The 25703-nt window shown below is 42.7% G+C and carries 20 protein-coding genes, 1 tRNA gene and 2 pseudogenes; 5 read left to right on the top strand and 18 right to left on the bottom strand.

Features of this window, described 5'->3' with window-relative positions:
• Positions 1 to 13: 13 nt before the first annotated feature.
• The 15 genes and pseudogenes from WKR92_RS10970 to WKR92_RS10900 all read right to left on the bottom strand — a co-directional run bounded on the left by WKR92_RS10970 (position 14) and on the right by WKR92_RS10900 (position 14895).
• Positions 14 to 190, bottom strand: coding sequence for a hypothetical protein (locus WKR92_RS10970; protein WP_165438723.1), 177 nt, complete (start codon positions 188 to 190; stop codon positions 14 to 16).
• A gap of 9 nt (positions 191 to 199) precedes the next feature.
• Positions 200 to 1510 carry an APC family permease gene (locus tag WKR92_RS10965; protein WP_118194338.1) on the bottom strand — a complete coding sequence of 437 codons (1311 nt, stop codon included), beginning with the start codon at positions 1508 to 1510 and terminating at the stop codon, positions 200 to 202.
• Positions 1498 to 1683 (bottom strand): annotated as a pseudogene (locus WKR92_RS10960) (hypothetical protein); the annotation flags it as partial. The gene WKR92_RS10965 and the pseudogene WKR92_RS10960, both read right to left, overlap by 13 nt.
• 174 nt (positions 1684 to 1857) lie before the next feature.
• A complete protein-coding gene (locus tag WKR92_RS10955) occupies positions 1858 to 4401 on the bottom strand; it encodes a heavy metal translocating P-type ATPase (protein WP_118197016.1) in 2544 nt (847 codons plus the stop codon).
• On the bottom strand, positions 4398 to 4586 hold the full coding sequence (locus tag WKR92_RS10950) for a SpoIIAA family protein (protein ID WP_118194335.1): 189 nt from the start codon (positions 4584 to 4586) through the stop codon (positions 4398 to 4400). Before WKR92_RS10950 ends, WKR92_RS10955 begins: the two co-directional genes overlap by 4 nt.
• Entirely contained in the window at positions 4565 to 4987 is a 423-nt protein-coding gene (locus WKR92_RS10945) for a Fur family transcriptional regulator (RefSeq protein ID WP_118194334.1), read from the bottom strand. The genes WKR92_RS10950 and WKR92_RS10945 overlap by 22 nt, the downstream gene beginning before the upstream one ends.
• Positions 4988 to 5003: 16 nt before the next feature.
• Entirely contained in the window at positions 5004 to 5342 is a 339-nt protein-coding gene (locus WKR92_RS10940; protein ID WP_375557864.1) for a P-II family nitrogen regulator, read from the bottom strand.
• 102 nt (positions 5343 to 5444) lie between these two features.
• The gene (locus tag WKR92_RS10935) at positions 5445 to 6650 is read right to left on the bottom strand and encodes an efflux RND transporter periplasmic adaptor subunit (RefSeq protein WP_375557863.1); all 1206 of its coding nucleotides are present in this window, start codon (positions 6648 to 6650) and stop codon (positions 5445 to 5447) included.
• Positions 6651 to 6714: 64 nt separating this feature from the next.
• A complete protein-coding gene (locus WKR92_RS10930; protein WP_118194331.1) occupies positions 6715 to 11130 on the bottom strand; it encodes a CusA/CzcA family heavy metal efflux RND transporter in 4416 nt (1471 codons plus the stop codon).
• Between the two features lie 115 nt (positions 11131 to 11245).
• Positions 11246 to 11641, bottom strand: coding sequence for a hypothetical protein (locus tag WKR92_RS10925; RefSeq protein WP_205941071.1), 396 nt, complete (start codon positions 11639 to 11641; stop codon positions 11246 to 11248).
• A 74-nt stretch (positions 11642 to 11715) separates the two neighbouring features.
• A pseudogene (locus tag WKR92_RS10920) lies at positions 11716 to 12047 on the bottom strand (arsenic resistance protein); the annotation flags it as partial.
• A 186-nt stretch (positions 12048 to 12233) separates the two neighbouring features.
• Positions 12234 to 12578 (bottom strand): four-helix bundle copper-binding protein, encoded by a 345-nt coding sequence (locus tag WKR92_RS14615; protein WP_118194330.1) that lies wholly within the window; start codon positions 12576 to 12578, stop codon positions 12234 to 12236.
• Positions 12579 to 12712: 134 nt separating this feature from the next.
• On the bottom strand, positions 12713 to 13252 hold the full coding sequence (locus WKR92_RS10910) for an ORF6N domain-containing protein (RefSeq protein WP_118194329.1): 540 nt from the start codon (positions 13250 to 13252) through the stop codon (positions 12713 to 12715).
• Positions 13253 to 13265: 13 nt separating this feature from the next.
• Positions 13266 to 14522 carry a site-specific integrase gene (locus WKR92_RS10905; protein WP_118194328.1) on the bottom strand — a complete coding sequence of 419 codons (1257 nt, stop codon included), beginning with the start codon at positions 14520 to 14522 and terminating at the stop codon, positions 13266 to 13268.
• A gap of 299 nt (positions 14523 to 14821) precedes the next feature.
• Positions 14822 to 14895: transfer RNA gene (locus WKR92_RS10900), tRNA-Pro, on the bottom strand.
• 137 nt (positions 14896 to 15032) lie between these two features.
• On the opposite strand from WKR92_RS10900, the gene WKR92_RS10895 reads away from it, so the two are divergent.
• Positions 15033 to 16073 (top strand): WD40/YVTN/BNR-like repeat-containing protein, encoded by a 1041-nt coding sequence (locus WKR92_RS10895; RefSeq protein ID WP_375557862.1) that lies wholly within the window; start codon positions 15033 to 15035, stop codon positions 16071 to 16073.
• A gap of 49 nt (positions 16074 to 16122) precedes the next feature.
• Here WKR92_RS10895 and WKR92_RS10890 read toward each other — a convergent pair whose 3' ends face one another.
• Complete coding sequence (locus WKR92_RS10890) at positions 16123 to 17445, bottom strand: RagB/SusD family nutrient uptake outer membrane protein (protein ID WP_375557861.1); 1323 nt, start codon at positions 17443 to 17445, stop codon at positions 16123 to 16125.
• Positions 17446 to 17456: 11 nt separating this feature from the next.
• The gene (locus tag WKR92_RS10885) at positions 17457 to 20603 is read right to left on the bottom strand and encodes a SusC/RagA family TonB-linked outer membrane protein (RefSeq protein WP_375557860.1); all 3147 of its coding nucleotides are present in this window, start codon (positions 20601 to 20603) and stop codon (positions 17457 to 17459) included.
• A gap of 453 nt (positions 20604 to 21056) precedes the next feature.
• On the opposite strand from WKR92_RS10885, the gene WKR92_RS10880 reads away from it, so the two are divergent.
• Positions 21057 to 21785, top strand: coding sequence for a DUF6266 family protein (locus tag WKR92_RS10880; RefSeq protein WP_375557859.1), 729 nt, complete (start codon positions 21057 to 21059; stop codon positions 21783 to 21785).
• Positions 21786 to 21803: 18 nt separating this feature from the next.
• Here WKR92_RS10880 and WKR92_RS10875 read toward each other — a convergent pair whose 3' ends face one another.
• The gene (locus tag WKR92_RS10875; protein ID WP_375557858.1) at positions 21804 to 22259 is read right to left on the bottom strand and encodes a DUF983 domain-containing protein; all 456 of its coding nucleotides are present in this window, start codon (positions 22257 to 22259) and stop codon (positions 21804 to 21806) included.
• Positions 22260 to 22499: 240 nt separating this feature from the next.
• On the opposite strand from WKR92_RS10875, the gene WKR92_RS10870 reads away from it, so the two are divergent.
• From WKR92_RS10870 to WKR92_RS10860, 3 genes are all read left to right on the top strand, one after another.
• Entirely contained in the window at positions 22500 to 23774 is a 1275-nt protein-coding gene (locus tag WKR92_RS10870; RefSeq protein WP_375557857.1) for an MFS transporter, read from the top strand.
• A 76-nt stretch (positions 23775 to 23850) separates the two neighbouring features.
• Positions 23851 to 24753, top strand: coding sequence for a ThuA domain-containing protein (locus tag WKR92_RS10865; RefSeq protein WP_375557856.1), 903 nt, complete (start codon positions 23851 to 23853; stop codon positions 24751 to 24753).
• A gap of 53 nt (positions 24754 to 24806) precedes the next feature.
• Positions 24807 to 25691, top strand: coding sequence for a sugar phosphate isomerase/epimerase family protein (locus WKR92_RS10860; RefSeq protein ID WP_375557855.1), 885 nt, complete (start codon positions 24807 to 24809; stop codon positions 25689 to 25691).
• The last annotated feature ends 12 nt before the right edge of the window (positions 25692 to 25703 follow it).

The following is a 25703-nucleotide window of genomic DNA, read 5'->3' as shown; positions in this document are numbered from 1 at the left end:
TTTTAAATTATTATTACCCTTCCAAATCATAAAACCATTCTTCTGCCTTTATGATGCCTTCTGATAAAGCTTCTTTTGCTGAAATATCCTTTTTTTCGATAAGCTCTTTAGCAATGGCCAGGGCTTTTTCACGGACAATAGGATTCAAGGCGTCCAAGTCAGTTTTAAAATCTTCAAACATCCAGTCCATAGCCTCATTTTAAGGGTTAAAAAGTTCTTTTTCAGGGTCTATTTCATCCTTTGACTTTTTGTCCAAGAAATAATCCAACATAATGCCCACCACAATAGCTCCCACGAACGCTGCATATATTTGCCATTCATATTGAATTATCAAAGAAAGGCTAATGAGTATCGCCAAAATTGGCAATATCGGCACTCTCCAAATAGCTAATGGGACTTTAAAAGGTCTTTCTTTATAGGGTGCTTTGAAACGCAATACGATAAGGGCAATATTCACGGCAACAAAAACAAGCAACGCGCCTAAAGAGGACATTCCTGCTACTATTTTAATATCTCCCAACAATAAAAATCCAGCAACTGCGGCCACAACCACAAGGGTAGTAACCCACGGAACCTTCTGTGCATTGGTTTTGGTCATAAATTTCGGAAGTTCACGCAGGTCTGCCATTCCAAAAAGTAACCTACTAATTGAAATAATTCCACTAAAGGCAGCATTTGCAGTAGCAAAAAGTGCTGCGATAGCCAACGCAACAGGCAACCAACCGTTGAGACTGGATGCCGCAAGTGAAAGTGGTGAATCCACTTTGGCCAGTTCGGAAGGGTCAGCAATGTTTAGTACCGTAAAAGAAATGAGTAGATAGATAATAGTTGTAAACACCATTGTTAATAAAAAAGCACGAGGAATGGTTTTTCCTGGATTTTTAACCTCCGAACCCAAAGCCGCCATATGTTCAAAACCAGTATAAACAAAAAACAAAGTTGCGGTTGCCGCTAAAGTACCCGAAACGGATTCCACTTTAAAAAATTCTGCCTTTGGAGGACCGGTTTCTGAAAGTCCGACCGCAATGAGAATGAAGAGACCTAACAATTGGATACTGACCATTACAATATTTGCCGTAGATGATTTTTTGATACCCGTAATGCTTATCAATGCAAGAACCAACAACACTCCATAACTAACTAGTCGGGGAGGCACGTTAAAAAACGTATTGAAATACCCCGAAAAGGCAAGTAGCACCGCTGCAATGGTGGCCGAACTGTGAAACGCAATCGTCCAACCCGTAAGAAAGGACGGAATGTCAATTTTCGGAAATGCTTTGCGTACAAAAATAAATTCCGCGCCTGCATTGGGATAGGTAGAGGACAACTCTGCATACGACATTGCAGAGACGCTGGCAGCAATTGCTGCAAAAATGAAACTCAACCATAGGTCTGTACCTGCCTGTCCAGCAGCTGCGCCGATTACAGTATATATTCCTGCGCCAACAATAGTACCTACGCCATAAAAAGTGAGTCGAAGGATGCCTAATGATTTCTTTAGTTCCGCCATATTTTATTTAGTAAACTGATGGTTTTCGTACAAACGGTACAATGAAAGTGCTTATGTAAATTTGTACGGTATTTACCTTTGGTGTTTTCCTCAAAAACCGCATATTTTGTCATTCCGACCCCATTATTAATCTGATGAATCAAACCTTTATCCTCGAAAATCTTGAGATCGCGATAAAAGGTCGTTCTGTTTGCAGTTTATTGGTTTCGCTTTTTTCAATAAACGCCTTTTTTAAATCTGAAAAAGACACGGCACTTTGCTTCCATTCCGGGAACTTGTATCGCTTCGACCTCATTTGAGTAGGCCGAACCCCTCGGTTTAAAAGTATTTTTTGCATCTTTGTCATTTTAACATTGATTAAATTTATTTTTATAAGCTAAAAGCCTTAATGCATTGAAAACCACAAGTAATGTTGAACCTTCGTGGATGATCACCGCAATACCGATATTGGCAAACCCAAAAATGGTTGATGGTATAAGCAGGGCAACAATGCCGAGACTGACCCAAAGGTTTTGCTTGATAATGGCCTTTGCCTTCCTACTTAAGCCTATGGCAAAGGGTAGGGTTTCCAGTTTATCGGCCATTAGGGCAATGTCAGCTGTTTCCAACGCCACATCACTGCCGGCAGCACCCATCGCTATGCCTACGGTACTGTTTGCCATTGCGGGTGCATCGTTGACACCGTCGCCTACCATTGCGACTTTGGATTCCTGTTCTTTTAATTTTTTTATAGCATCTACCTTTTCTTCCGGTAACAGGCTTCCCCAAGCATCGGTCAAACCAATTTCTTTAGCGACGGCATCGGCAACCTTTTGATTGTCCCCAGTTAGCATTATCATCCGTTTGATGCCGATTTCCTTTAACTTTTTCAATGTCTCCTTGGCAGTTTCCCGTGGAGTGTCCATCAAGGCGATGATACCAATATATTCATTGTTCTTTCTTATGAGCATTGTGGTATTTCCTCCCCCTTCAAGCTCCTTCACTTTGGTAGATATTTCATCGGATGGTTTTGAATCATCGAGATCTTCGTACAAATCAAGATTTCCAATATAGATTTTATCCTTGCCCAAGGAAGCTTTGATGCCTTTTCCATGAACAGCTTCCAAGTCAGACGCATCAGTAATTTTGGCACCGCCCAAACGCTCTTTTCCATCTCTTACGACGGCTTTGGCCAAAGGATGATCGCTCAAATTTTCAACGGCAACGGCTATCTTTAACAGCTCATTTTCTTCCATATTCCCCAATGGTACTACTTCTGTAAGTTTAGGCTTTCCTTCGGTAAGCGTACCTGTTTTATCAAAAGCCAAAGCTGTTATGACCCCTAGATCCTCAAGCGGTCGCCCACCTTTGATAAGTACCCCACCGCGAGCCGCTCGCGCCACCCCGCTTAATACAGCACTCGGTGTTGAAATTGCAAGAGCACAGGGGCTAGCTGCTACCAATACGGCCATTGCACGGTAAAAGCTGGCGCTAAACGGTTCATCAATGACCAGAAAGGCAAAGAGCAGGATACCAACCAGTACAAGTACGGATGGGACAAAGTATTTTTCGAACTTATCGGTCAACAGCTGGGTAGGAGATTTCTGGGTCTGTGCCTCGTTGACCAGTTTGACAAGTCGGGACAAGGTAGAGTCCTTGGCTTCTCTGATTACCTTTATTTCCAAAGTATTATTACCGTTGATAGTTCCAGAGAACACACGGTTTTCATCCTTGATATCATCGTCTGCCGAATAATCTCTACTGGTATCTTCCACAGGAATTTTATCCACGGGCACACTTTCTCCGGTGATAGGTGCTTGGTTAACGCTGCTTTGTCCATTGACTACGACTCCATCAGCAGATATTTTACTGTTCGGCTTGACCACAATGATATCGCCTTTTCTCAACTCTTCAATCCCGACCTCTACGGTCTTGCCGTCTTTTTTAAGCAAGGCTGTTTTTGCTGCAAGGTCCGCGAGCGCCGCAATGCTTTTTCTTGCTCTGTTCATTGCGTAATGTTCCAAGGCGTGCCCAAGACTAAACAGGAACAGCAAGAGTGCACCTTCTGCCCATTCTCCCAGAATGGCGGCACCAATGGCAGCGACCAGCATCAAGAAGTCAATTTCAAAACCGCCTTTGGCGACGGTCTGTACTGCTTCCTTGGCCGTAAAGAAACCACCGAAAAAGTAAGCGCCAATATATAAAGTAAGACTAACCCAATCTGGGATGGATTCCACATAGGAAAGCCCGAAACCTATTCCGAGAAGTACCCCGCAGATAATGGAAAAAATAAGCTCTGAATTTTTACCGAAAACACCACTGTGGGCGTGCTCTTCTCCTTCCTCGTGAGTCTCGTCCTTTTTGTGCTCATGCCCCTCTGGGGAAATTTCCACTTTTGTATCTTCCTTCTGTGAACGTTCCTGTTTTTTTCTGGATGAATTGGTGTAATTATTTTCGTTTGAAGAACTCCGCTGAATTCGAAGGTCTCCTTTTTCAATTTGGTTACTTATTTCATCGAAATTTGTTTGCTTTTTATCAAACTCAAGCCGTACCATTCCAGAGGCCGAAACAGAAGCCTCCAAAACCCCATTGATTGCCAAAAGGTTTTTCTCGATGGAACGAGCCTGTCTTGTGTGTCTGATTCCTTTAACTTCAATGAGCAAATGTCCGTATTTTTCGGTAATCTCGGCACCAGTCCGTTCGGCTAACGATTGAATGCGGTCTATAGAAATGATATCAGGGTCATAATGAAAACAGAGCAGTGGCACGCCATCTCCGTGCGCATCGGCAACGTGTACTTTTTCAATGCCTTCTTTAGCCTGTAGTTCTTGAATGAGCCTTTCAACACAAGTATCTTTTTCGTTTGGAACTTGCGGAAGGATAACCGGGATTTTTAATTGTAGTTTTTTCATTCTTTGCAATTTTTTATCCATTCTTTGGCATTGTTTTTTTCTTCTGGCTTATAAAATTCTATATGAGCTTCAGAGAAAGAAACCAATGTCTCAGTAAATTGTTCTTGTCGTTTACCGCTTCCCACTAAAGCGGTACGCTTTAAATGCGTTTCATTCGCAGTATTTAACACAAATTGCCCCTGCATTTCTCACAAATGCCCTTTACCACCAAGTTAATATCCTCCGTGATATAACCATCAGGTAAATTGATATGAGGAATTTTGTACTCGGTTAAACACACAGTTTCCTTACAATTTGTGCAATGAAAGTGCAAATGGAGGTCGTTATCGACCTCACACTTACAACTCTCTTCGCAAAGGGCATATTTTATAATTCCCGTCCCATCCTCGATTTGATGCACAACTCCTTTCTCTTCAAACACTTTCATAGTCCTAAATAGGGTGCTTCTTTCACTGACCTTAAAAGCCTTTTCTAAATCGCCAAGGCTGATGGCCACATTCATCTCTGCTAGCCGCTTATAAGTCATAAGACGTATAGCCGTAGGGCGTATACCTATGCTTTTAAAAAATTGAACTATTTTCTCCATTTGTTAAGAAAGAAATTTACAGATCGTATCGCTTCAAGGATTCACCCGTTTTGATTTGAAAGGCGTCCTCGATGTTAGACAAATAAATAATGCCATCTCCCGGCACTTCTGTTTTACCATGAGCTAAAATGATTTCAACGGCTGTTTGAGCCTCTTCATTTTGGCAAACTAATTCAACTTTAACCACAGGACTGTCCGTTACATGAAAATCAAGGGAAGGTCTAGCTCCTTTTGCCTTAAATGCCCCAGTTCCTTCAGCTTGTGAAAGGGTCATGCTTTTAAACCCATTATCGGTCAATGCTTCAATGATTTCCTGTATTCTGAGTGGTTTTACAAATGCTTTTATTTCTTTCATGTTTTAATATTTTAATATTTTGATCCGAGCCGATCTTTTAATTTTAACTATCAAACTAGGAAAATTAAAATACAGTGAATCAAATCCTTGATTATTATTAGATTAATGTCCGTGCTCCAGTTCCCCTTTTACCATTTCTGAAGACAGGTTATAAGCCCCGTTTATCACAACTTTGGCATCCTTTGAAATTTCGGCAGGAAGGTTGACTTCAACAAAGCCCAAATCAGCAATCCCGACCGTTACAGGTATCATTTTAAATTTCATCTTGTCCGATTCCATTTCTTTATCTTCATCCAAAATAAAAATAAAAGATTGCTCGCCTTCCTTTATAATGGCAGCTTCCGGTACAGCAAGACCATTTTTCTCGCCCTGCACTATTCGCCCTTCCACGTACATACCTGGCAATAGGTTTTTATCCTTGTTTTCTATATCTGCCAAAACTTCCAAAGCTTTTGGGTCGGTGTTGAAAGTTTTGCCTATAGATCGAACAGTTGCTTTAAGCAGTTCATCTGGGTGCGAGGCCGTGGAGAAATATATCTGTTGCCCTTTCTTAAGTTGATTTATATCCTTCTCATATACTTTGAAGTTGACATAAATTTTTGAATTATCGCTTATTGAGAACATTTTGGATTGTGTACCCACATAATCTCCCAAACTTATCATTACTTCATTAACGTAACCACTTATTGGCGTGGTAATGGGGACGGCCGAATATATTTGGCCGTCCGCCACTTTGTCCGGGTTAATTCCCAACAATCTCAATTGGGACCGCAAACCATTGACGGCGGATGTTGTGGAACGAAATCTTGACTGTGCCATCTGAAATTCCTTGCCAGAAGAAACGCCTTTGTCATAAAGGGTCTTCTTGCGTTCAAAATCCTGTTTCAAAAAGACCAGTTCGTCATTTTTTTCCTGATAATCCTGTTGCATCGCAATGATATCTGGGTGCTCTATATATGCCAAAACCTGACCTTTGCTTACGTTATCTCCAGGGATTACTTTTATGGAACTCACATTTCCACCAACAAAAGGGCTTATGTTCGCCTTGTCCTGCGGGAAAAGTTCCAGCGTTCCTGTTACCTTAATGTTGTTTCCTAAATTGCGTTCCTCCAGAGGTTTCATTTCCAAACCAATGGTTTGGGCCTGTTGCTTGGTGAGTTCCACAACGCCTTCTTCCTCGCTGTGACCTCCTTCTTCTTCATTGTGGCCTTCCTCGCCGTGTGCATCTTCTCCAACTTCATTGGTTTTTGAAACACCTTCAGTTTCGTTATGCCCAGCTTCTGATTTTGGAGCGTCGTTACAACTCATAAACATAAGTGTAAATAGTACGGTACTTACTAATAATATATTCTTCATTTTTCTTTTATTAAGATTAGAGATTACCCAATTGATATTGCACCTCAATAGACTGTTGGTTATATTGATTGATATATTGTAAATGGTTTTGTTTAATCCTGATAGCACTGTTGAGAATTGTGATGTAATTGACATAACCTATTTCACCTTCTTTAGATGCTAATTGCGCTGTTGTAATTTGTTGCTCCGCCAACAATAGTGCGCCTTCTTGGTAATATTGCAAAGTCTTCTTTGTTTTTTCAAGTGATTTTATCAATTGCGAAACGCGACTTTCTACTACCGCTTTCTGCTCCAAATATTGATTCTCTGCTACCATGGCGTCTGCCTTGGCTGCCTTAACTCTTGACTTCTGCGGGAAAAACCATAACGGGATACTAATTCCTGCCTGATAGCTGTTAAACCCTGAAACTTCATCCACCACCTGTCTTCCATACGAGAAATTGAATTTTGGCAGGAATTGCGATTTTTCAACACCCACGTTTGCTTTACTTACTTCTACGTTTTGCAACGCATATTGTAACATTGGGTTATTGGTTACCGAAGTTGAATCCAATGTTGCCATAAAGTCCAATGGCTCGTAAGCACCATCTACCGTCTCGATATTTTCATCGATTCCCAAATATTGTTTTAAGGAACGTTTGGCAATTTCAATATCATCATAGGCTTGTTGTCTTAAAACTTGAATCTGTTGAAATTCGGAAGAAGCTGAAATAAATTCCAATTTGCCGGTTTCTCCGGTATCATACCGAAGTTGGGCAGCGGTCTTAAAATTAGCATAAATACTGTCCAATTGATCTGCAAAATGCAACTGTGCCTTGTAATAATTAATTTGGTCATACGCCTGCATTACATTGCGCACCAACTGTTGTTCATTGGCCACATAAAGCTTTTCTCCCAAGACAATACGCTCTTTGTAAAACTTCGATTTGGAAAAGCCGGAAAGAAAATCAATATTTCCCTGTTGCACACCAACGGTTGTCTGTATTCCGGGTAGATTATTGCCATATTCTTCCTTGCCAGTGAATACTTCCGTACTACCAAGGTCAAAACTGGTGCCTTTCATCGCCTTTTCCCGTTCAATAAGAGCTTGGCTTTCCTTAAGCGTCGGATAATTCTGTTTTGCCATAGCAATGGCCTCATCAACGGTTAAGGTCTTTGGGATTGTACCACCTTGATCGGTATCTTGGGCAAAGACAGTTCCAGAAGCCATCAAACCTCCAACCATCAATAATACCGTTATAATGTTGGTTGATCTGTTGACATAGCTTACACCTCTATCAGTATTGTTCCGTTCCTTTCTCGATTCCACCCAATAATAAAGAATAGGAATAACCACCAAAGTCAAAAATGTTGCCGTAAGCATTCCTCCAATAACTACTGTTGCCAATGGTCGCTGTACTTCTGCACCACCAGAGGTGGAAACCGCCATTGGGATAAAGCCCATAATTGTTGTAATGGCAGTCAATAAAATGGGGCGTAAACGTTCGTGCGTAGCTTCGTATATACGTTTTTTTAAATCTGTCATTCCACTTTCTTTTAATTCATTGAATTTGTTTATGAGTATCAGACCGTTTAAAACCGCTACTCCAAAGAGTACGATAAACCCGACCCCTGCCGAAATACTGAAAGGCATTCCACGGATCAACAAAACGAAAACCCCGCCTATTGCCGACAAAGGCACTGCCATATAAATCATCAAAGCCTGTGAAAATGAATTTAAAGCGAAATAAAGCAGGATAAATATTGTTAGCAGAACGATGGGCACCACTATCATCAATCGGTCTGATGCACGTTGCAGGTTTTCAAATGATCCTCCATAAGTGACGTAATAACCTGGTGGCAGTTCCACTTCCGTTTCCAGTTTTTGCTGAATTTCCTCGACCATCGATTTAACATCGCGTCCACGAACATTTACACCCACAGATATACGACGCATAGTGTTGTCCCTTGAAATTTGCATTGGCCCGGATTTATAACTGATATCCGCGACTTCCTTTAGAGGCACTTGAGCACCGTTCGGCAGGTCTATATAAAGATTTTTTAAGCTATTGATGTCTTGTCTAAAGTCCTCTGCCAACCTGATGACCACATCAAAACGCTTTTCGCCTTCAAAAATCACACCTGCCTTTTCGCCTGCAAAGGCGGCACTTACATAATCATTCAATTTATCCACGGTTACACCGTATTGTGCCATTTTTGCGCGGTTATACACCACTGTCATTTGTGGCAAACCGCTTGTAGCCTCTACGTTAAGGTCTGCTGCACCCGGCACTTCACGTATTACCGCTGCGATTTCCTGTACCTTGTCTGCCAGCACGCCCAAATCTTCTCCATACAATTTGATGGCCACGTCCTCACGAACTCCAGTAAGCAATTCATTAAAACGAAGTTCCACGGGTTGGGTAAACACGAAATTTACACCCGGAACAACTGAGATTTTTTCTTGTATTTTTTCAATGAGTTCTTCTTTGCTGTCGGCGGAAGTCCATTTACTCTTGTCCTTTTCAAGAATAATGTAACTATCGGCAATGTCCATTGGCATAGGGTCTGTTGGTATTTCTGCCACCCCAATTCTTGAAACTACCGTTTTTACTTCCGGAAACTCATTGATTAAATTCTGAAGTTTCTCTGAAGCTTCAATCGATTCTGTAAGACTGCTCCCCGGTTTTATTAATGCTTGAAAGGCAATATCGCCTTCATCAAATTTTGGGACAAATTCTGCTCCCATATTGCTAAAAATAATTCCTGCAATCAAGAATAGCGCAACCGCGCCGATAATAACTCCTGCTTTAAAACGAAGTGCAAAATTCAATATGGGCAGATAGGCACGATTCAAAACCCCCATAATTTTATTACTGATTCTGTCGATCTTATTTTCAAATTTAGCAAACCAACTATTTTGATTTTTGGCAGGTTTTAAAAATAATGACGACATCACTGGCACGTAGGTAAGACAAAGGATTATTGCTCCTAAAACCGCAAAACCAAAGGTGAACGCCATTGGTCGGAACATTTTCCCTTCCACACCAGTTAAAAACAGAATAGGTGTAAAAACAATAAGAACAATTAGTTGACCGAAGAAGGCAGAATTCATCATTTTACTTGAAGAATCATAGGCTATTTCATCCATCTCGGATTGTCCCATAATTGCATTGGATTTCTTCATCCGTTGATAAATGTGAAAAACCGTTCCCTCCACTATAATTACCGCGCCGTCAACAATAATTCCAAAATCAATTGCACCCAAGGACATTAAATTTGCCCAAATACCAAATTGCTTCATCAAAATAAATGCGAACAATAAGCACAAGGGGATTATCGAAGCTGCTATCAAACCGCCCCGGAAGCTACCTAAAAGGAGTACCAAAACGAATATTACAATGAGTGCCCCTTCAATTAGATTTGTTTTAACGGTACTTGTGGTTCTCTCAATCAGTTCACTTTGGCTTAAGAATGTATCGATATATACGCCTTCAGGCAAGGATTTTTGTATTTCCTTTATACGCGTTTCGACATTTTCTATTACCTTAGCCGGGCTTTCGCCTTTTAGCATCAGAATCTGTCCGCCAACAGTTTCATGACCATCTTGGGTAAATGCACCGTAGCGCACTTGGCTTCCGTAACCCACTTTTTCGGCAACATCGCGAATCAAGACAGGGCTTCCGTTTTGAGTGGTTACCACCGTGTTCTCCAAATCTTCAATACTTCGTGCCAAGCCTTCGCCACGGATAAAATTGGCTTGGTGGTTTTTTTCAATATAGGCACCGCCCGTATTGGCATTATTCACTTCAAGGGCTTCAAAAACCTGATTCATCGTGATGCCAAAGCTTTTTAACTTACCTGGATTTATGGCAACCTCATATTGCTTTACATAACCCCCAAAAGCATTTACTTCTACAACTCCAGGAACTAATGCCATTTGGCGTTTTACGATCCAATCTTGGATGGTGCGTAGCTCCGTTGCATCATATTTTTCTTCATAACCTTCCTTTACTTTAAGGGTGTACTGATAGATTTCCCCCAAACCTGTTGTAATTGGAGCCATAAAAGGTGTGCCGAAACCTTCGGGAATTTCTTCAGCAACTTCAGTTAATTTTTCTTGTACTAATTGTCGTGGTAGATAGGTTCCAGTCTCATCCTTAAAAACAATAGTAACTACAGACAGACCAAAACGAGACACCGAACGCAGTTCGACCACGTCAGGCAGATTCGCCATGGCCAACTCCACCGGAAAAGTTACAAATTGTTCTATATCTTCTGTCCCCAAGTTTGGGGCCACGGTAATAACTTGTACTTGGTTGTTCGTAATATCAGGTACGGAGCCCAAATTTATAGTGGACATAGACCAGATACCGGTACCCACTAGTGCCACTATGAACAAGCCAATAATAAATTTATTATTTATGGAAAATGAAATGATTTTATTAATCATAGAAAAAATATTAATTCAGTTGAAGATTTACGATGCAAATAGGTGCAACGCATTTATTACGCAATGCTTATCTTGAGAAGCATCCCGTTAGGATATAGCTATCCGTAAAACTGAATTATACTTGAGGGGGTTGGAAGAGAGATTCCAGATATCTGGGATAGAAGTTAACTGTATATAAATTGAACGGCTCTTTATCTTCAAACTTTAATAGATTGACCGGATCCGTATTGTTGTTGGCAACAAATAACATCAAAGGATGACAACATTGATGATTCGAATGAACCGGTATATTCTCTTTATCCGAATTATTATGATGTCCTTCATTTTTTGCATCATTATCGATGTAATCTTCAACTACATATTCAAGGAAAGAGTCACCGTAAATTTTATGGTCTTGGTAATGGGAAATAATGCTTGAAATTGCTTTAACTGGCCCACAAAAGTCCATATCAATGCTAATTCCCTGAAAAAAGAATAGAAACGACATCAATATGGAAGCAATTGTTTTCATAAATTTTTACAAATATACGAATTAATCGATGCACAGGTTGTGCAAAAACTGTTGCTGCTCTCTATTAACTAATCTTAGTTAACATTAAATAGTGATACCCGATATTGGGTTACTTTATTCTTGATAGAGAACAAATAATACTTTTCTCTCAACCATAAACTTACACGGACCAGTAATATTAATACCGGTACTTCTACCAAAGGACCGATAACGCCAACAAAGGCCTGCGGTGAATGGATACCAAATACTGCGATCGAGACCGCCATGGTAAGTTCGAAATTATTGCCCGTGGCAGTAAAGGCAATGGATGCATTTTTAAAGGCACCTGAAGTGACCTGTTGATAAAAACGCTGATAAGGAACATCAGTACAAAAAAAATAACCAGCGGTATGGCCACTTTGACAACTATTATGTGTTCCATAAAGGTGCCGATACGTTTTTGTGCGCATCCAAATATGTGAAGGTCAATTTGATATGGCCAATAAAGTAGATTCCCCTAAGTGATTCTACTTAGGGGAATCTTTCCATGTTCAGAAACTTCATTTTTATATCATTTAAACAAATAGTAGGAACTAAATCACTTTTGAGAAATCTAGGCCGCAGCTGACATTTCTTCGCAGGCCTGCGCACACTTTCTACACGCTTGGGCACAATCTCGGCAGTGATTCATGCCCATTTCAGCATGCTTTTCGCATTCGTCTGCACAAGTCTGACAGATATCCGCGCAAACCCGGCAGATATTACCGCTGAAGTTGCTTCCCAAGCTCATTATATCAGCCGAGGATTTACAAATAGATGCACATTCCAAGTCTAACTGGATACATCTTCTCAATTCCCGGACGTTTTCTTCCTTTAAACATTCTGAAGCACAATGGCTGCAGGCAACCGCACATGCATAGCACGCGTCGATGCAGTTCTGGTATTGTTGGTGTGACATGATTTGTAGTTTTAAGTTATTATTTAATTCATTGATGTTCTAAAGCCATAAATCTTAACAGTCTTAAAGTCATAAAGTTTACAATCCCTTAATAAAAGAAATTATGCATAAAATGTAAAAGAGGCGAACCAAAATTACAAATCATCCGGTTTGAAGCCAATCCGTTTTCTTGGTGGACTAGGGTGGTCCTGTTTTTCCAGCAACTCATCCAAGTACTTAAACACAATCTCCATGTTTTTATCTTGGTTATTCAGTTTGGACTTGATTTTTTCAACTTCTAACCGAATCTCAATATTATCGGCAAGCATTTGACGTATATGAGTGAATACTCGGATTATCTGAATGTTGACTTGAATTGCTCGCGAACTATTGAGCACGCTTGACAACATTGCTACGCCCTGTTCTGTAAATACCATAGGCGCATATTTTATATTTCCGCCTTGCTTCAAGGTGCCATTTTGGCTCCTTGAATATCGGGATTCTTCAGGAGTCAATTCGAACATGAAATCTTCTGGAAAACGCTCTATATTACGTCTTACTTGTCGTTTGAGCTGTTTGGTTTCAACTTCATAAAGTGCCGCCAAATCTGAATCAAACATTACTTTTTGATTCCTGATATAGTAAATCTTGCTGATGACAATTTCATCTGGTATTCTTAATTCTTTGTTTTCCATAACTTAAAAATAATTAACCTTTCAAAGCTCTTAATTTACTCTCTTCATTCTCCTCTAAACGATTCCTAAGATTCGCCATATCCTGACTAACCTTCTGCTCAACTACCTTTGCGTAAATCTGGGTTGTCCTGATGGTGGTGTGCCCTAACATCTTACTCACCGTCTCAATGGGAACTCCATTGGAAAGGGTAACCGAGGTGGCGAAGGTGTGTCTCGCCAGGTGAAACGTTAAATGCTTCTTGATGCCGCATAGATCGGCCACTTCTTTTAGATAGCTGTTCAGCTTTTGGTTTGAAATCACTGGAAACATTGTGCCGTGTGCAATTGCCCGAGGATTGTCTTTGTATTTTTCAATGATCGCTGCTGCCTTTGGAAGGATAGGGACATTAACTGACGTGTCGGTTTTTTCACGCATCGTTTTGATCCAACGATTACCATCGGTTCCCAAGAGAATATTATCTGGGGTCAACTGCATTACGTCGATGTAGGCGATCCCGGTGTAGCAGCTGAAAACAAAAAGATCTTTCGCATATTGAATGCGCTGTACCGAGAACTCTTTTTTCTCAATTTTAGACAGTTCATCGCTGGTTAAAAAGTCGCGCTCTACTTTTTGCATCTTTAGTTTGTAAAGTTCGAAGGGATTCTTTTCGATCCAGCCGAGTTTTACACCTAGGCGCACCATTTTACGAAACCGCTCCAGATGTTTCATGACGCCGTTGTTCGCCATTCCCTTGTGGTGATCGGTTGGTTCATAGGTCCGCAAAAAATACTCGAATTGAGTGATAAATTTATAATCCAGTTCGGAGAGATAGATATCGGGCTTCTTGAACTGTTGTAACACAAATTCCTTTAGGTACTTTGCTGTTGTGAAATAATTTTTAAGCGTTCCAAAGGCGAGGACTTCTTTCATGTGTAAATTATGATACTCTATCAATGAGTGAAGTGTGTTTTCCTGTTCCACTTCTCCCAAATACATATTCTTAATTGCCTCAGGGGTGATTAACTTCTTGGCCATAACCATCTCCTGATAATAACCCGATAGAATGCCTCTTACTTGCTCCAGAAATCCATTGAGGATTTTAAGATCGGTATTTTTCGTTTTTGCAATGCCTCTTGACGGATTCCAATCAGAAAGTTTTACTCTTTTCTTGAGGGACATCTCAATTCTGGCTCCGTTGACTGTAATTCTTACATAAATCGGAGCGCTTCCGTTTTTTTCTTTGTTCATTCGAAGAATGAAATGAACACCGAATGTGTTTGCTGTTCTCATACACTACTTTTTTAAAGATTAACATAAACTGATATGAACTATTCTGTCCAAACAGGTCACCAGAAAGCCAAAAAAGTAATTCATCTTGATCTATTTGAGTCTAAATATTATTGATACAATAATCTGTATATCAAATACTTAAACTCTTTCCGGTGACCAAATTTAAAAAAATAAATGAGGTCACCTAATAGTTCTCAGAAGGTATGGATTGAAACGAATTAATATGAACTGTTTAAAAGCAAAAAAGCCCCTAAATCGTATGATTTAGAGGCTTTTGGATCCAGATGAACTGGTTTCCGTCGGGGTGGCAGGATTCGAACCTACGACCTCCACATCCCAAATGTGGCGCGATACCGGGCTACGCTACACCCCGAACTCCCTTGCGGGTGTGCAAATGTAAGAACTAAATTTGAATTCACAAATTAAAAAATTGAAAAAATAACTTTATTGAAATTATCTGTATTTTGCAGAAATAAACAGCTCTAAGCCATTTAAACGCTATTATCACTTATGTTAAACTTTCTCCTACCCTTACTATTTGTGCTACAGTCTTTTGCTGTAAACACCAACGCTCAACACCAAACTAAAACACCAGAAATCACTGTCCTCACGCAAAAAGAAGGGGTCAGCATTCGCGGACTCTCGGTCGTGGATAATCAAACGGCCTGGATCAGCGCTAGTGAAGGGTGGACGGCTGTTTCATCGAATGGTGGGAAGGATTGGCGATGGCAACAAGTTCCAGGGCATGAGGAAGCCGACTTTCGTAGTATTTACGCTTTTTCAAAAGACAAGGCGATTATCATGAGTGCGGGCTCGCCGCTCGTGATACTGATGACTGAGGACGGTGGTAAGACATGGCAGAAAAAGCACCAGAACACACATCCTGATATTTTCTTGGATGGTATGGACTTCTGGGATGAAAAACATGGCATGGCTTACGGTGACCCCATCAACGGTTTTATGCAGATTCTGTCTACAAAGGACGGCGGCGAAACATGGCAAGATTTGAGTAAGAATTCAAAAGGGCTCCTTCAAGAGGGCGAAGCCGGTTTTGCGGCTAGCGGAACAGGAATCCGTGTACTTGACAATGGAGTTGCTTTTATCGGCACCGGCGGCAGCAGATCGCAACTCTTAATGACAACAAACTATGGCAAAAGCTGGAAGGCTTACCCCTGCCCTATTATTCAAGGAACATCGAGCACGGGTATTTTTTCTATCGATTTCCACAATAAAAAACAGGGTGTAGTCGTGGGCGGCAACTATCTCAATGACAGGCAAACAGAGAACGCTGTATTTCTGACCGACGACGGTGGTAGAAGCTGGCAAAAACCAGAAAGTGGCACCCTTGGGTACCGCTCTTCGGTCGAATATCTAGACGAGAAAACATTGATCGCGACGGGAACCTCCGGGGTCGACTGGTCGGTCGATGGCGGCCTGAACTGGAAATCGGTTTCTAAAGAAAGTTTCCATGTAGCGCGCAAAGCACGCAAGGGAACTTGGGTTCTACTTGCGGGTGCAGATGGCCGTATCGCTGAACTGATCATTAAATAGAAAAAGGCGGCGAACTCAATCACCACCTTTCTATATGCTCGATTACCAATTAGTAACTTGGATTTTGTTCTAATACGTTATTTGATAAACTAACTTGTGCACCTGGTATCGGTAACAGGTATTTATCTCTGCTGCTTACGTTCGGTAGTTCAATAGCTCGATCGGTTCTTACTAGGTCGTAGAACAGGAACCCTTCGCTAAACAGCTCTCTTCTGCGCTCTTCTAACACTTCAGTCAGATAGGCTTCATCACTTGCTACGCTCCCTGTTGGTAAGGCCGGTAAACCTCGCTTGGTGCGAACGGCATTGAGGTAGCTCAAGCCTTGCGTGCGACCGTATCCTTCAGCTGCTATCAGGTACAGTTCAGAAACGCGACTGATGATCAAAGGTTGTACATCCCAATACTTACTAACGATGGTATTCGAAGATCCATCGCTGTTCTCTATGGTTTGGATGTTGATTTCACCACGGACGTCATTATCAGCGTAAAGCTCGTCTACCGCATAATCCGATGGTTGAACGGAGTACGATCCTGCCCAAGCGGTTCCATATGGCCAGAATAAGGCTGACATTCTCAAATTGCTTTCGGTTTTTAAGTTGGCGAAGGCAAAGATGATCTCACTAGAGGCATCGGTGTCCCTGAAAATGCGACCGTAATCGGCGTCAATAGCTCCTACAGACGCGATAACGCTCTCGGCTAAGGCAGCTGCTTCTTGTTTTTTACCTTGAGCCAAAAGAATGCGTGCTTTAAAGGCTTTGGCTGCTTCTTGTGATACTTTCTTGGTACCGGTACTGCTGAACGGCTTCGTGTTAGCAACGGCAAAGTCGATATCGGTATTGATCTGTGCCCATACTTCCTCAGCGGTGTTTCTCGGTATGTTGTCTGTCGTGTTAGTCAGGATCAAAGGAACTCCACCAAAATTGGTTACCAATTGATAATAAAGGAAGGCTCTTAAATAGCTCGCCTCTGCTTTTACCGCGCTTAGGTCTGCTTCGCCAGCCAGACGGTCTGCTGCATCAATAATAATATTGGCATTATAGATACTTGCATAGGCATGATTCCAAATGCTGGATGAAAAGCCTAAGCGGTCGTCTACATTATTTCCGGTAATAACCACTCCAAAAGCTCCATTGCTTCCGGAAAGGGCTGTCCATGTATAGTTACCACCACGGGTATCGTTCAGGACATAGTTGTTTCGAGCGGGCATCGACTCGCGGTACAAGCCGTTCAGAAAGAAATCGATATTCGATGCGCTGATCTGATCGGGTGAAACCGCACTTTCAGGTTGCTGGTCTAATTCTTTCGAGCAAGCAAACAGGGTCATCATCATGATGAGTGCGAATACTTGTTTTATTTTATTGTTACGTAACATCTGTCTTAATCTTAAAAGTTAACATTCAATCCAACCATAAAGCTTCTTGGCTGTGGAGTCACCAAATTGTCGACACCATAACTTCTTGCATCTGTATTCATCGAAGCTTCCGGGTCATAACCGCTGTAATCTGTGAAAGTCAGCAGGTTTACGCCGGTTGCAAATACACGCACGTTGTTTAAGCCGATTTGCTGTGTCCATGTATTCGGTAAGCGGTAGCCTAGGGTTAAGCTCTTCACGCGGAAGAACGAAGCGTCTTCTACATAGTAGCTGCTGTTTTTCAGGTTGTAACCGGCTTTTGTAGCACGAGGTACGGTGTTACTGGTACCCGGACCGGTCCAACGATTGTAATAGCTATCTGCTAGTGCATTGTAATCACGTGCACCCAGGTGGTCCAGACCACTTCTCCAAGCTGCTGCTATATCGTTTCCAACCGAGAAGGTGGTAAATAAAGCGATATCAAATGCACCCATGGTAAAGGTATTGGTTAAACCACCACTGAATGTCGGCAAGGCACTTCCGATAACTTGTCTATCTTCGGAGTTGATAATTCCGTTGTTATCTAAGTCAGCAAAGTTCACATCTCCCGGACGTACCCCTTGGTCTTGAAGCGATTGTGGAATTTCATCCAAGTGCTGGTAAATTCCCTGATGTACATAGCCGTACATGGTTCCTAAAGGCTCACCAACAATGATGGCGTTCCAACTTCCTACGGTTATCGGATCGTCACCAATCAGGCTGGTTACTTCGTTGCGGATCAATGAGATATTGAAGTTGGTATTCCATTGGAATCCTTCGCGATTGATGTTGGTACTGTTGATGGAGAACTCATGTCCTCGGTTCCGCATGGATCCGATATTGGATGTACGTGAAGTAAATCCACTGGTCGCCAATACAGGTACATTGTATAATAAGTTATCGGATACTTTATCGAAGTAGTCATAACTGAAGGAGATTCTTCCACCTAGGAAGGACAGATCCAAACCGATGTTCTTCTGCTCGGAGGTCTCCCACATAAGGTCCATATTACCGATATTGGTCACGCTCAACCCCGTCAGCGCATTGTAGTTATAACCGCCGGCTGCTAATGGCATGTAGGCGTAATTTCCGATACCGTCTTGGTTACCTGTTTTACCCCAGCTTAAACGCAACTTACCGAAGTTTAACCAATCTGGATAATTGATAAATTCTTCTTCGGAGAATACCCATCCCAAGGAAACTGCCGGGAAGGTTGCATAGCGATTGTCTTCAGCAAATTTGGAAGAACCGTCGTAACGAGCGGTAGCACTTAATAGGTAACGATTTTTGTAACCTAAGCTTAGACGGCCGATATAGGATTCCATCGAGTAGTAGGATGCATCTTCATCTCCTACTTGGATGGTAGCGGAGGTGATATGTTTGAAATCATCTGAAGGAAATTCAGTTCCTGTTGCCTTATTGAAATTATAGGTATCCTCATAGAATGAATGACCTGCCATCACCTCTACATCCAAATCGTTCCATCTGTTTTTGAAGGTCAAGGTATTATCAAAAGTACCTGAGTAGCGGTAATTACGAACATCGTTTACATAGCCTCTTGGATTATACGGATGCTCAAATCCTTGTCTTCTGTGTCCATGCCCCAAGCGCAGCTCGGTATTATAGCTGGTACGGAAGGTCAAGTACTTTAAGAAATTAATGTTGGCATATACATTCACCAAACCTTGGAAGTTTTTATCTTCAGTATGGTCTTGCTCCAAAATGATTAAAGCATTGTGCCTCAAGATATCCTTACCTCCTACCGAATATGAGCCGTCGGGCAATAACGGACGGTCGTACGGTCGCTGCTCCAATGAACGCTGGAACAAGGCCGTACCTTGATCACCGTTAGGAATCGACGTACTCTTGGTATAGTTACCGTTCAGGTTGACACCAAAGTTGAATACCTTATTGGGTTTGTAATCCACATTACTTCTTACCGAATAGCGACGTAGGGAACTTTGCTTGATCATCCCTTCTTGGTACTGATAACCACCGGAAGTAAAGTAGGTTACATGATCATTTCCACCGCTGAACGATAGGTCGGTCTGCGTCGTGGTAGCCTGATCGCGGATAATCATATCCTGCCAGTTGACATTATAAGGATCATCTGGCACGACGCCTAAGACCTTATCGATATCAATGTAGCCTGTCGACCCCGGCGTATAACCCATATCGCTGTTGAAATTCTCGGTCGCCTCGCTCTGCATGGCGATATATTCGGTCGGATTCAGCAAGTCGAGCGTCTTTGGCATCACACTAATTCCTGACTGCTGATTGAAGCTTACTTTCGGTACGCCTTTCTTCCCCTGCTTGGTGGTGATCATAATCACCCCGTTAGTTCCGCGCGACCCGTAGATGGCAGTTGCCGCAGCATCTTTCAGGACGTCGATTGTCTCGATATCCGCTGGGTTGATCATGGAAAGTGGATCCTGGCGGTACTCTCCTGAGAAGTTATAGCTGGCCGTTGCTTTCGACAAAGGAATCCCGTCGATTACATACAATGGCTCATTATCTCCGTTAATCGAACTCACACCGCGGATGCTCACTCGGGAGTTTCCACCCGGCGTACCGTTGGATGTGGTTAAGTTTACACCGGCAACCTGTCCTTGTAGCAACTGGTTGGCACTGGCAACGTTCCGATCCGGAATATTTTCTGGCTTCACGCTTGAGACAGCTGTGGTTAGGTTCCGACGAACATTCTGCCCGTAACCTACAATCACCACTTCGTTCAACTCATCAATCCCATCTTCAAGAACGAAGTCGGCCGTCGCCGTCTCTCCTTCTGAAACAACGATCCCCGAACGAACCTGAGTCTTGAACGAAATATAGCTAACCTCAAGATCATAGGTACCTGGCGATAACTGGAGTTGGTAGTTACCGTCATTGTCGGTTGCAACCGTCTGGTTCGTACCAACGACCTTGACACTGGCTCCGATCAACGGCATACCTGAGGCATCCGTTACCGTACCCGAAAGGATTCCAGTTTGAATTATAATTGATAACTCATGATCATACTCCATGGGGTGGGCGGCAGTCCATACACTGGCACTGGCCATCTGCGACCAGGACATCGCAACACCACAGAGAATCATGGTAGCATGCTTTGTTCCTCGCATCAACAGTAAGTTTTTCTTCATTTCTAATGTAATTAGTCTTTTAGTACTTGCGGGCAAAGCTAGCTTGCTATCAATAATTCAGGATGTCTTTAGTGTTAATTAATTGTAAATAACAGCAATGTTATATAACCGGCAATGAACGCATATTTAATATTAAATTAACGTCGTTTCCACGCATTTATTACGTACACGATGAGCAAAAACTGCGATTCAACAGATTTTTTTGTCTCGATCGCGATTTCGGAACGTCCGTGCCAACCGTGGGCGATCAGATTGATAAACTACAAACTAGTCGTTGCAATTGAACAGTGGTTAAACAGTGGTCAAACAGTGGTCAAACAGTCCTCACACAGTGGTAAACAGACTGTTTTACGACTGTCTGAGGACTGTCAAAAGACTGTTTATACAGAGCAAATACTTCCAAATATTGTCGTTATTGATTATGTTCGTCTGAATTTTTAAAAAGGAGGTAGAATGGCCAAAAATGAAGATGGCATCCTGGGTCCTTTAAAAGGAAAAGTAGGACCCGTAGTTGGAAGTAGCTGGCGGGGTATCGCCTATGTAAAGAGTGCACCGAATCGGAAAAAACCACCCACCGAGAGGGAGCTCGAAAATCGACACATGTTTTCATTTACACAGAAGTGGCTTAATCCCATTAAGGATTACTTAACACAGGGTTTTAAGAATTACTCGCGGACGAATTATGGCGTCAATGCGGCAAAATCTTTTTTGTATGAAAACGCGCTGATCAAGGATGGTATGAATTCGAAAGTCGTTCCTTCGAAGATGCAGATCAGCTATGGGGACTTGCCCTTACCGAAGGATATTGCGATGGAATGGAAGGGTCGGAATGATGGTCACGGTGAGCTCATCATAACTTGGGGCGCTACAGAAGGTGTTGAAAGAATAGATTATCATCTGGAAGATCAGGTGATGGTGGTGGCTTATGCGCCGACAGGCGGAGATGTAATGGGAGTTATTCACGGTGACTTTCGGGCGACCGGCAAGCATACTATTAATATTGTGGCCGATGTGCATGAGCATGAGTATCATGTGTGGGTGGCCTTTGTGGCGGCCGACCGTGAGCGGCAATCGCATAGCCTCTATCTGGGGCCGATCGTAGAGATCGAACAGAACGATTTATTACAGAAAGTCGTTAGCGAGGAAATTACTCTTGAGGAAGCTTCTCTCGAAGAGGCTTAAAAAGAAAGAAGTAGCAGCTTAAACGCTTGCTACTTCTTGTTTTTGTTGTTTCTCTACCATGATGTTATGTGCTTCTTCAGCGATCACTGGCTCATAACGGAGACCCGGATCCAGGTAATGCATTTGAAGAACACGAGAGTATTTAAAGTTGAAGCCAGCCAGCAAAAAGGTAGCGAACAGAATCAGTCCCATATACAACCACATATTTTCAGATCCTCCTGAAAGCACGTAGGTTCCGATACCAACGGCAACAAACTCTGCTACGTTAAGTGCATAGCTAACAAACATAGACACATAGAAATAACCCGGATGGCGCTCGAAATATAAATCGCAGTACGGGCAACGCTTATGCATCTTCTGTTTAAAAAAGCCCGGCGAGAACATTTTCCCTTTACGACAACGCGGACATTTAGCGTGTACAATTGCATGCCACTGCCCTACCTCGGGTTCTATTATTTTATATTCATTTTCCATAGTCGTTTAATGTAATCAATTTCTTTCTCTTACTGAAGCTAAACCTTGTGCAAAGATCGGGAATCTTTTTGTATTCCTTTTTACACTTTTTTTGACAGAAATTGTAATTTTCCTACATTTGTACCGAACACCTATAAAACCCATAGGAATTATGATAGATATAGCAGTTACTCCACAGTCCGCTCGGTAGTCCCGAGACCCTATCTATTTTTTTTACTCTACGCTATTCTATATACTCCTATGTCTGTAATTACACAAAACTGGAAACGAACCTTTGGCATTATCTGGGCCGGACAGTTTATGTCGCTCATGAGCAGTTCGCTCGTGAATTTTGCTATTGTTATTTGGTTAAGCATTGAAACTGGCTCTGCCGAAGTACTGGCCTATGCCGCCATTGCAGCCATGCTACCTCAATCAATTATCGGTTTGTTCGCCGGTGTTTATATCGATCGCTGGGATCGAAAGAAAACGATGATTTTTGCGGATGCTTTTATCGCCCTCTGCACCTTGGTGATCGCCTCACTTTTTCATTTCGATGTTTTTGAATTCTGGTACATCTATGTTTTATTGGCCCTCCGCTCGGTCGGTTCCGCATTTCATATGCCCGCTATGCAAGCATCTACGCCCATGCTCGCTCCGAAATCTGAATTGCTGCGAGTTGCCGGAATCAATCAGGTGATCCAGTCATCTTCGAATATTGCCGGTCCAGCGCTGGGTGCGCTGGCGATCGGCTTAATGGATATCGGATACGTCATGCTGATTGATATTGCAGGTGCTCTTTTCGCCATCGTGTCTTTGCTGTTTGTCAAGATACCGAACCCGGAGAAAAGCGAACAAACCGATAAAGGCTTGAAGCAAGTAATCATTGAAGTGAAGGCCGGAGTGCGAAGCATTACCGCGCATCGGGGCCTTTCGCTACTCTTTCTTTTCTCTATTCTGGTTACCTTTTGCATTATGCCGGTAGCGGTTCTGTTTCCGCTGTTAACCTTAAATCACTTTGAAGGCAATGCCTTTCAAATGAGTATTGTAGAAGCCATTTGGGGCGTGGGTATGCTTTTGGGTGGAGCGGTACTAGGTGCCTTCAATCTGAAAAGCAATCAGGTAACGCTTATCAACTGGACGTACATTGTCTTGGGCTTGGCTTTCTCCATCTCAGGTTTGTTGCCGAGCTGGGCATTCTGGATTTTTGTGGCGCTAACAGCATTTTCAGGTGTTGCCGCTTCGGTATATAATTCGTGTTTTACGACTATTATCCAACGAAAAATTGATCCCGCTGCATTGGGACGGGTGTTTTCCATGTTTTTCAGTCTGTCTATCCTCCCCTCGCTTATTGGCCTGATGGGCACCGGCTTCCTAGCCGACACCATTGGGATCAACTATACCTTTGTGATCTTGGGTCTGGCGATTATCCTGATTGGAATTATCGCTTTCATGATCCCTGAAATGACGCGATTGGGCTTGCAGAACGACGCCGAACCTCTGGTTACGGAAGAAGATATTATTCAAGAGGGTTAATTTTACCATTGGATTCATGCATACGTTTGTTATCTTAGGCCTACTATTGTCCTGATCGGATAACAAACAAACCTTTATGAAAAAACAATCTTCTTTTTACAACATCATTATAGCGATGTTAATCTGCGTCTTGCCTCTATATTCATGTGGTCAAAAAAATACCACAGAGGAAACAGCTGACACGGGGGAAACAATGGATTCAGAAAAGCCTTTGGTGGTTTTTGTAATCGGTGATCATGAATACAGCAGCGAAGCAACCCTACCGCTGGTTGCAGAGGAACTGGAAAAAAACTATGGCTTTCGTACCATCGTATTAACATCGGAACCAGATCATACTTCGGAAGAGAATATTCCAGGATTGGAAGCGCTGGAGGAAGCTGATTTAGCAGTGTTTTACCTGCGCTGGCGCAGGCTACCGGAAGATCAAATCAAATACATTGACGACTATTTACAATCAGGTCGTCCCCTTCTTGGCTTCCGTACCAGTACGCATGCATTCAATTATCCAAAGGGACATCCGCTAGAAGAATGGAATGCTTTCGGTGAGTTCGCTTTGGGCGGACCCGGCGGTTGGGGTGTAGGTGGCCACACGCATTATGGGCACTTATCGTCGACCGACGTGTCGGTTGTCGCCGAGCAATCGGAACACCCAATTTTGAAAGGACTGGATCGGGAATTTCACGTTCGCTCTTGGTTATACCATGTGGTACCGAATTATCCACTATCGGATGCGACTTCCCTGCTAATGGGTACGGCAGTTGATCCTGATAAAGAGGCGGTTCCGAATCCGGTGGCGTGGACCTGGAAGACCGCAGCTGGAGGAAAGGTATTTACGACGACATTGGGACATCCGGAAGATTTCGATAATGAAAATATGCAGCACTTGGTAATCAACGCCGTTCATTGGGCAGTCGACCTGCCGACGCCGGATCAGTGGGCAGGAAAGTTTGAGATGAACGTACCATACAGACAGCCCTGATCGTTTAGCATAGAGATTAAACAATTAATTTAAGCCGAAACACATATTTAAACATGGAACTGTCAATACACAATTGGATGCGAGCCGAAACGATCGAAACCACCATTCGGCGGGTCGCGTCCCTAGGCTTTCACAAATTAGAAATTCAGGGTACGCCCGAACTTTATAACACGAAGGAGGTTAGAAAACTATTAAAAGAACACGGCTTGGGATGCTGGGGATCGGTCACCTTGATGCTCGAAGAACGCAATCTACTAGCCAAAGATGAAGGGCAACGGGCGCGATCGGTTCAGTACGTTAAAGACGTTGTAACCATGGTCAAGGAATTAGATGGCCATATGGTATCGGTAGTCCCTGGCACGGTCGGTAAAATCGTCCCAGACGGTCGTCCAGAGGAAGAATGGCAATGGGCAGTGGAGTCCCTTAAGCAAGTATACGAACATGCGGAAGCATCGGGAATTCTACTAGGTATTGAGCCGATCAATCGCTTTGAAACCTATTTCATTAATCGTGGAGATCAGGCATTGGCCTTAGCTGAGGCGGTAGGATCGCATTGCGGTGTATGTCTTGATACCTTTCACATGAATATTGAGGAAGATAATCTCTTTGAAGCCATCAAGCGAGCAAAAGGTAAGTTGGTTGGCTTTCACGTAGCGGATAACAATCGCATGGCACCGGGGATGGGTACCTTAGACTGGCCAAAGATCATGGCGACACTCGACGAGATTGGTTACGACGAGGTGCTGTCGGTTGAGTTTTGCGCACCCCTAGATCGTACACCGGCGAACCCTTATCCGAATTCGATCGACGAGCATCCTGAAGGTTTATCGCCCGAGCAAAAGAAATTCTTAGAAGATCACGGCAGCTCATCGGTAACGGAGGAGTTCTATACCATGCTCACCCAAAAATCATACAACACCTTATCCCCCTTTATTTAAGCATTAGCCCCT

Source organism: Albibacterium profundi (assembly GCF_042159835.1).
GTDB classification, from domain to species: Bacteria; Bacteroidota; Bacteroidia; order Sphingobacteriales; family Sphingobacteriaceae; genus Albibacterium; species Albibacterium profundi.
The sequence above is the reverse complement of the archived record's forward strand: the minus strand, read 5'-3'. Positions and strand labels throughout refer to the sequence as shown.

What these genes read in the sequence shown, in the direction of transcription:
- WKR92_RS10875 (WP_375557858.1), bottom strand. Translation starts at nt 22,259, where the DNA reads ATGGAAAATGAATATAAAATAATAGAACCCGAGGTAGGGCAGTGGCAT.
- WKR92_RS10895 (WP_375557862.1), top strand. Translation starts at nt 15,033, where the DNA reads ATGTTAAACTTTCTCCTACCCTTACTATTTGTGCTACAGTCTTTTGCT.
- WKR92_RS10870 (WP_375557857.1), top strand. Translation starts at nt 22,500, where the DNA reads ATGTCTGTAATTACACAAAACTGGAAACGAACCTTTGGCATTATCTGG.
- WKR92_RS10880 (WP_375557859.1), top strand. Translation starts at nt 21,057, where the DNA reads ATGGCCAAAAATGAAGATGGCATCCTGGGTCCTTTAAAAGGAAAAGTA.
- WKR92_RS10940 (WP_375557864.1), bottom strand. Translation starts at nt 5,342, where the DNA reads ATGAAAGAAATAAAAGCATTTGTAAAACCACTCAGAATACAGGAAATC.
- WKR92_RS10950 (WP_118194335.1), bottom strand. Translation starts at nt 4,586, where the DNA reads ATGCAGGGGCAATTTGTGTTAAATACTGCGAATGAAACGCATTTAAAG.
- WKR92_RS10890 (WP_375557861.1), bottom strand. Translation starts at nt 17,445, where the DNA reads ATGTTACGTAACAATAAAATAAAACAAGTATTCGCACTCATCATGATG.
- WKR92_RS10865 (WP_375557856.1), top strand. Translation starts at nt 23,851, where the DNA reads ATGAAAAAACAATCTTCTTTTTACAACATCATTATAGCGATGTTAATC.
- WKR92_RS10935 (WP_375557863.1), bottom strand. Translation starts at nt 6,650, where the DNA reads ATGAGTTGTAACGACGCTCCAAAATCAGAAGCTGGGCATAACGAAACT.
- WKR92_RS10910 (WP_118194329.1), bottom strand. Translation starts at nt 13,252, where the DNA reads ATGGAAAACAAAGAATTAAGAATACCAGATGAAATTGTCATCAGCAAG.
- WKR92_RS10945 (WP_118194334.1), bottom strand. Translation starts at nt 4,987, where the DNA reads ATGGAGAAAATAGTTCAATTTTTTAAAAGCATAGGTATACGCCCTACG.
- WKR92_RS14615 (WP_118194330.1), bottom strand. Translation starts at nt 12,578, where the DNA reads ATGTCACACCAACAATACCAGAACTGCATCGACGCGTGCTATGCATGT.
- WKR92_RS10955 (WP_118197016.1), bottom strand. Translation starts at nt 4,401, where the DNA reads ATGAAAAAACTACAATTAAAAATCCCGGTTATCCTTCCGCAAGTTCCA.
- WKR92_RS10905 (WP_118194328.1), bottom strand. Translation starts at nt 14,522, where the DNA reads ATGAGAACAGCAAACACATTCGGTGTTCATTTCATTCTTCGAATGAAC.
- WKR92_RS10970 (WP_165438723.1), bottom strand. Translation starts at nt 190, where the DNA reads ATGGACTGGATGTTTGAAGATTTTAAAACTGACTTGGACGCCTTGAAT.
- WKR92_RS10860 (WP_375557855.1), top strand. Translation starts at nt 24,807, where the DNA reads ATGGAACTGTCAATACACAATTGGATGCGAGCCGAAACGATCGAAACC.
- WKR92_RS10965 (WP_118194338.1), bottom strand. Translation starts at nt 1,510, where the DNA reads ATGGCGGAACTAAAGAAATCATTAGGCATCCTTCGACTCACTTTTTAT.
- WKR92_RS10925 (WP_205941071.1), bottom strand. Translation starts at nt 11,641, where the DNA reads ATGAAAACAATTGCTTCCATATTGATGTCGTTTCTATTCTTTTTTCAG.
- WKR92_RS10930 (WP_118194331.1), bottom strand. Translation starts at nt 11,130, where the DNA reads ATGATTAATAAAATCATTTCATTTTCCATAAATAATAAATTTATTATT.
- WKR92_RS10885 (WP_375557860.1), bottom strand. Translation starts at nt 20,603, where the DNA reads ATGAAGAAAAACTTACTGTTGATGCGAGGAACAAAGCATGCTACCATG.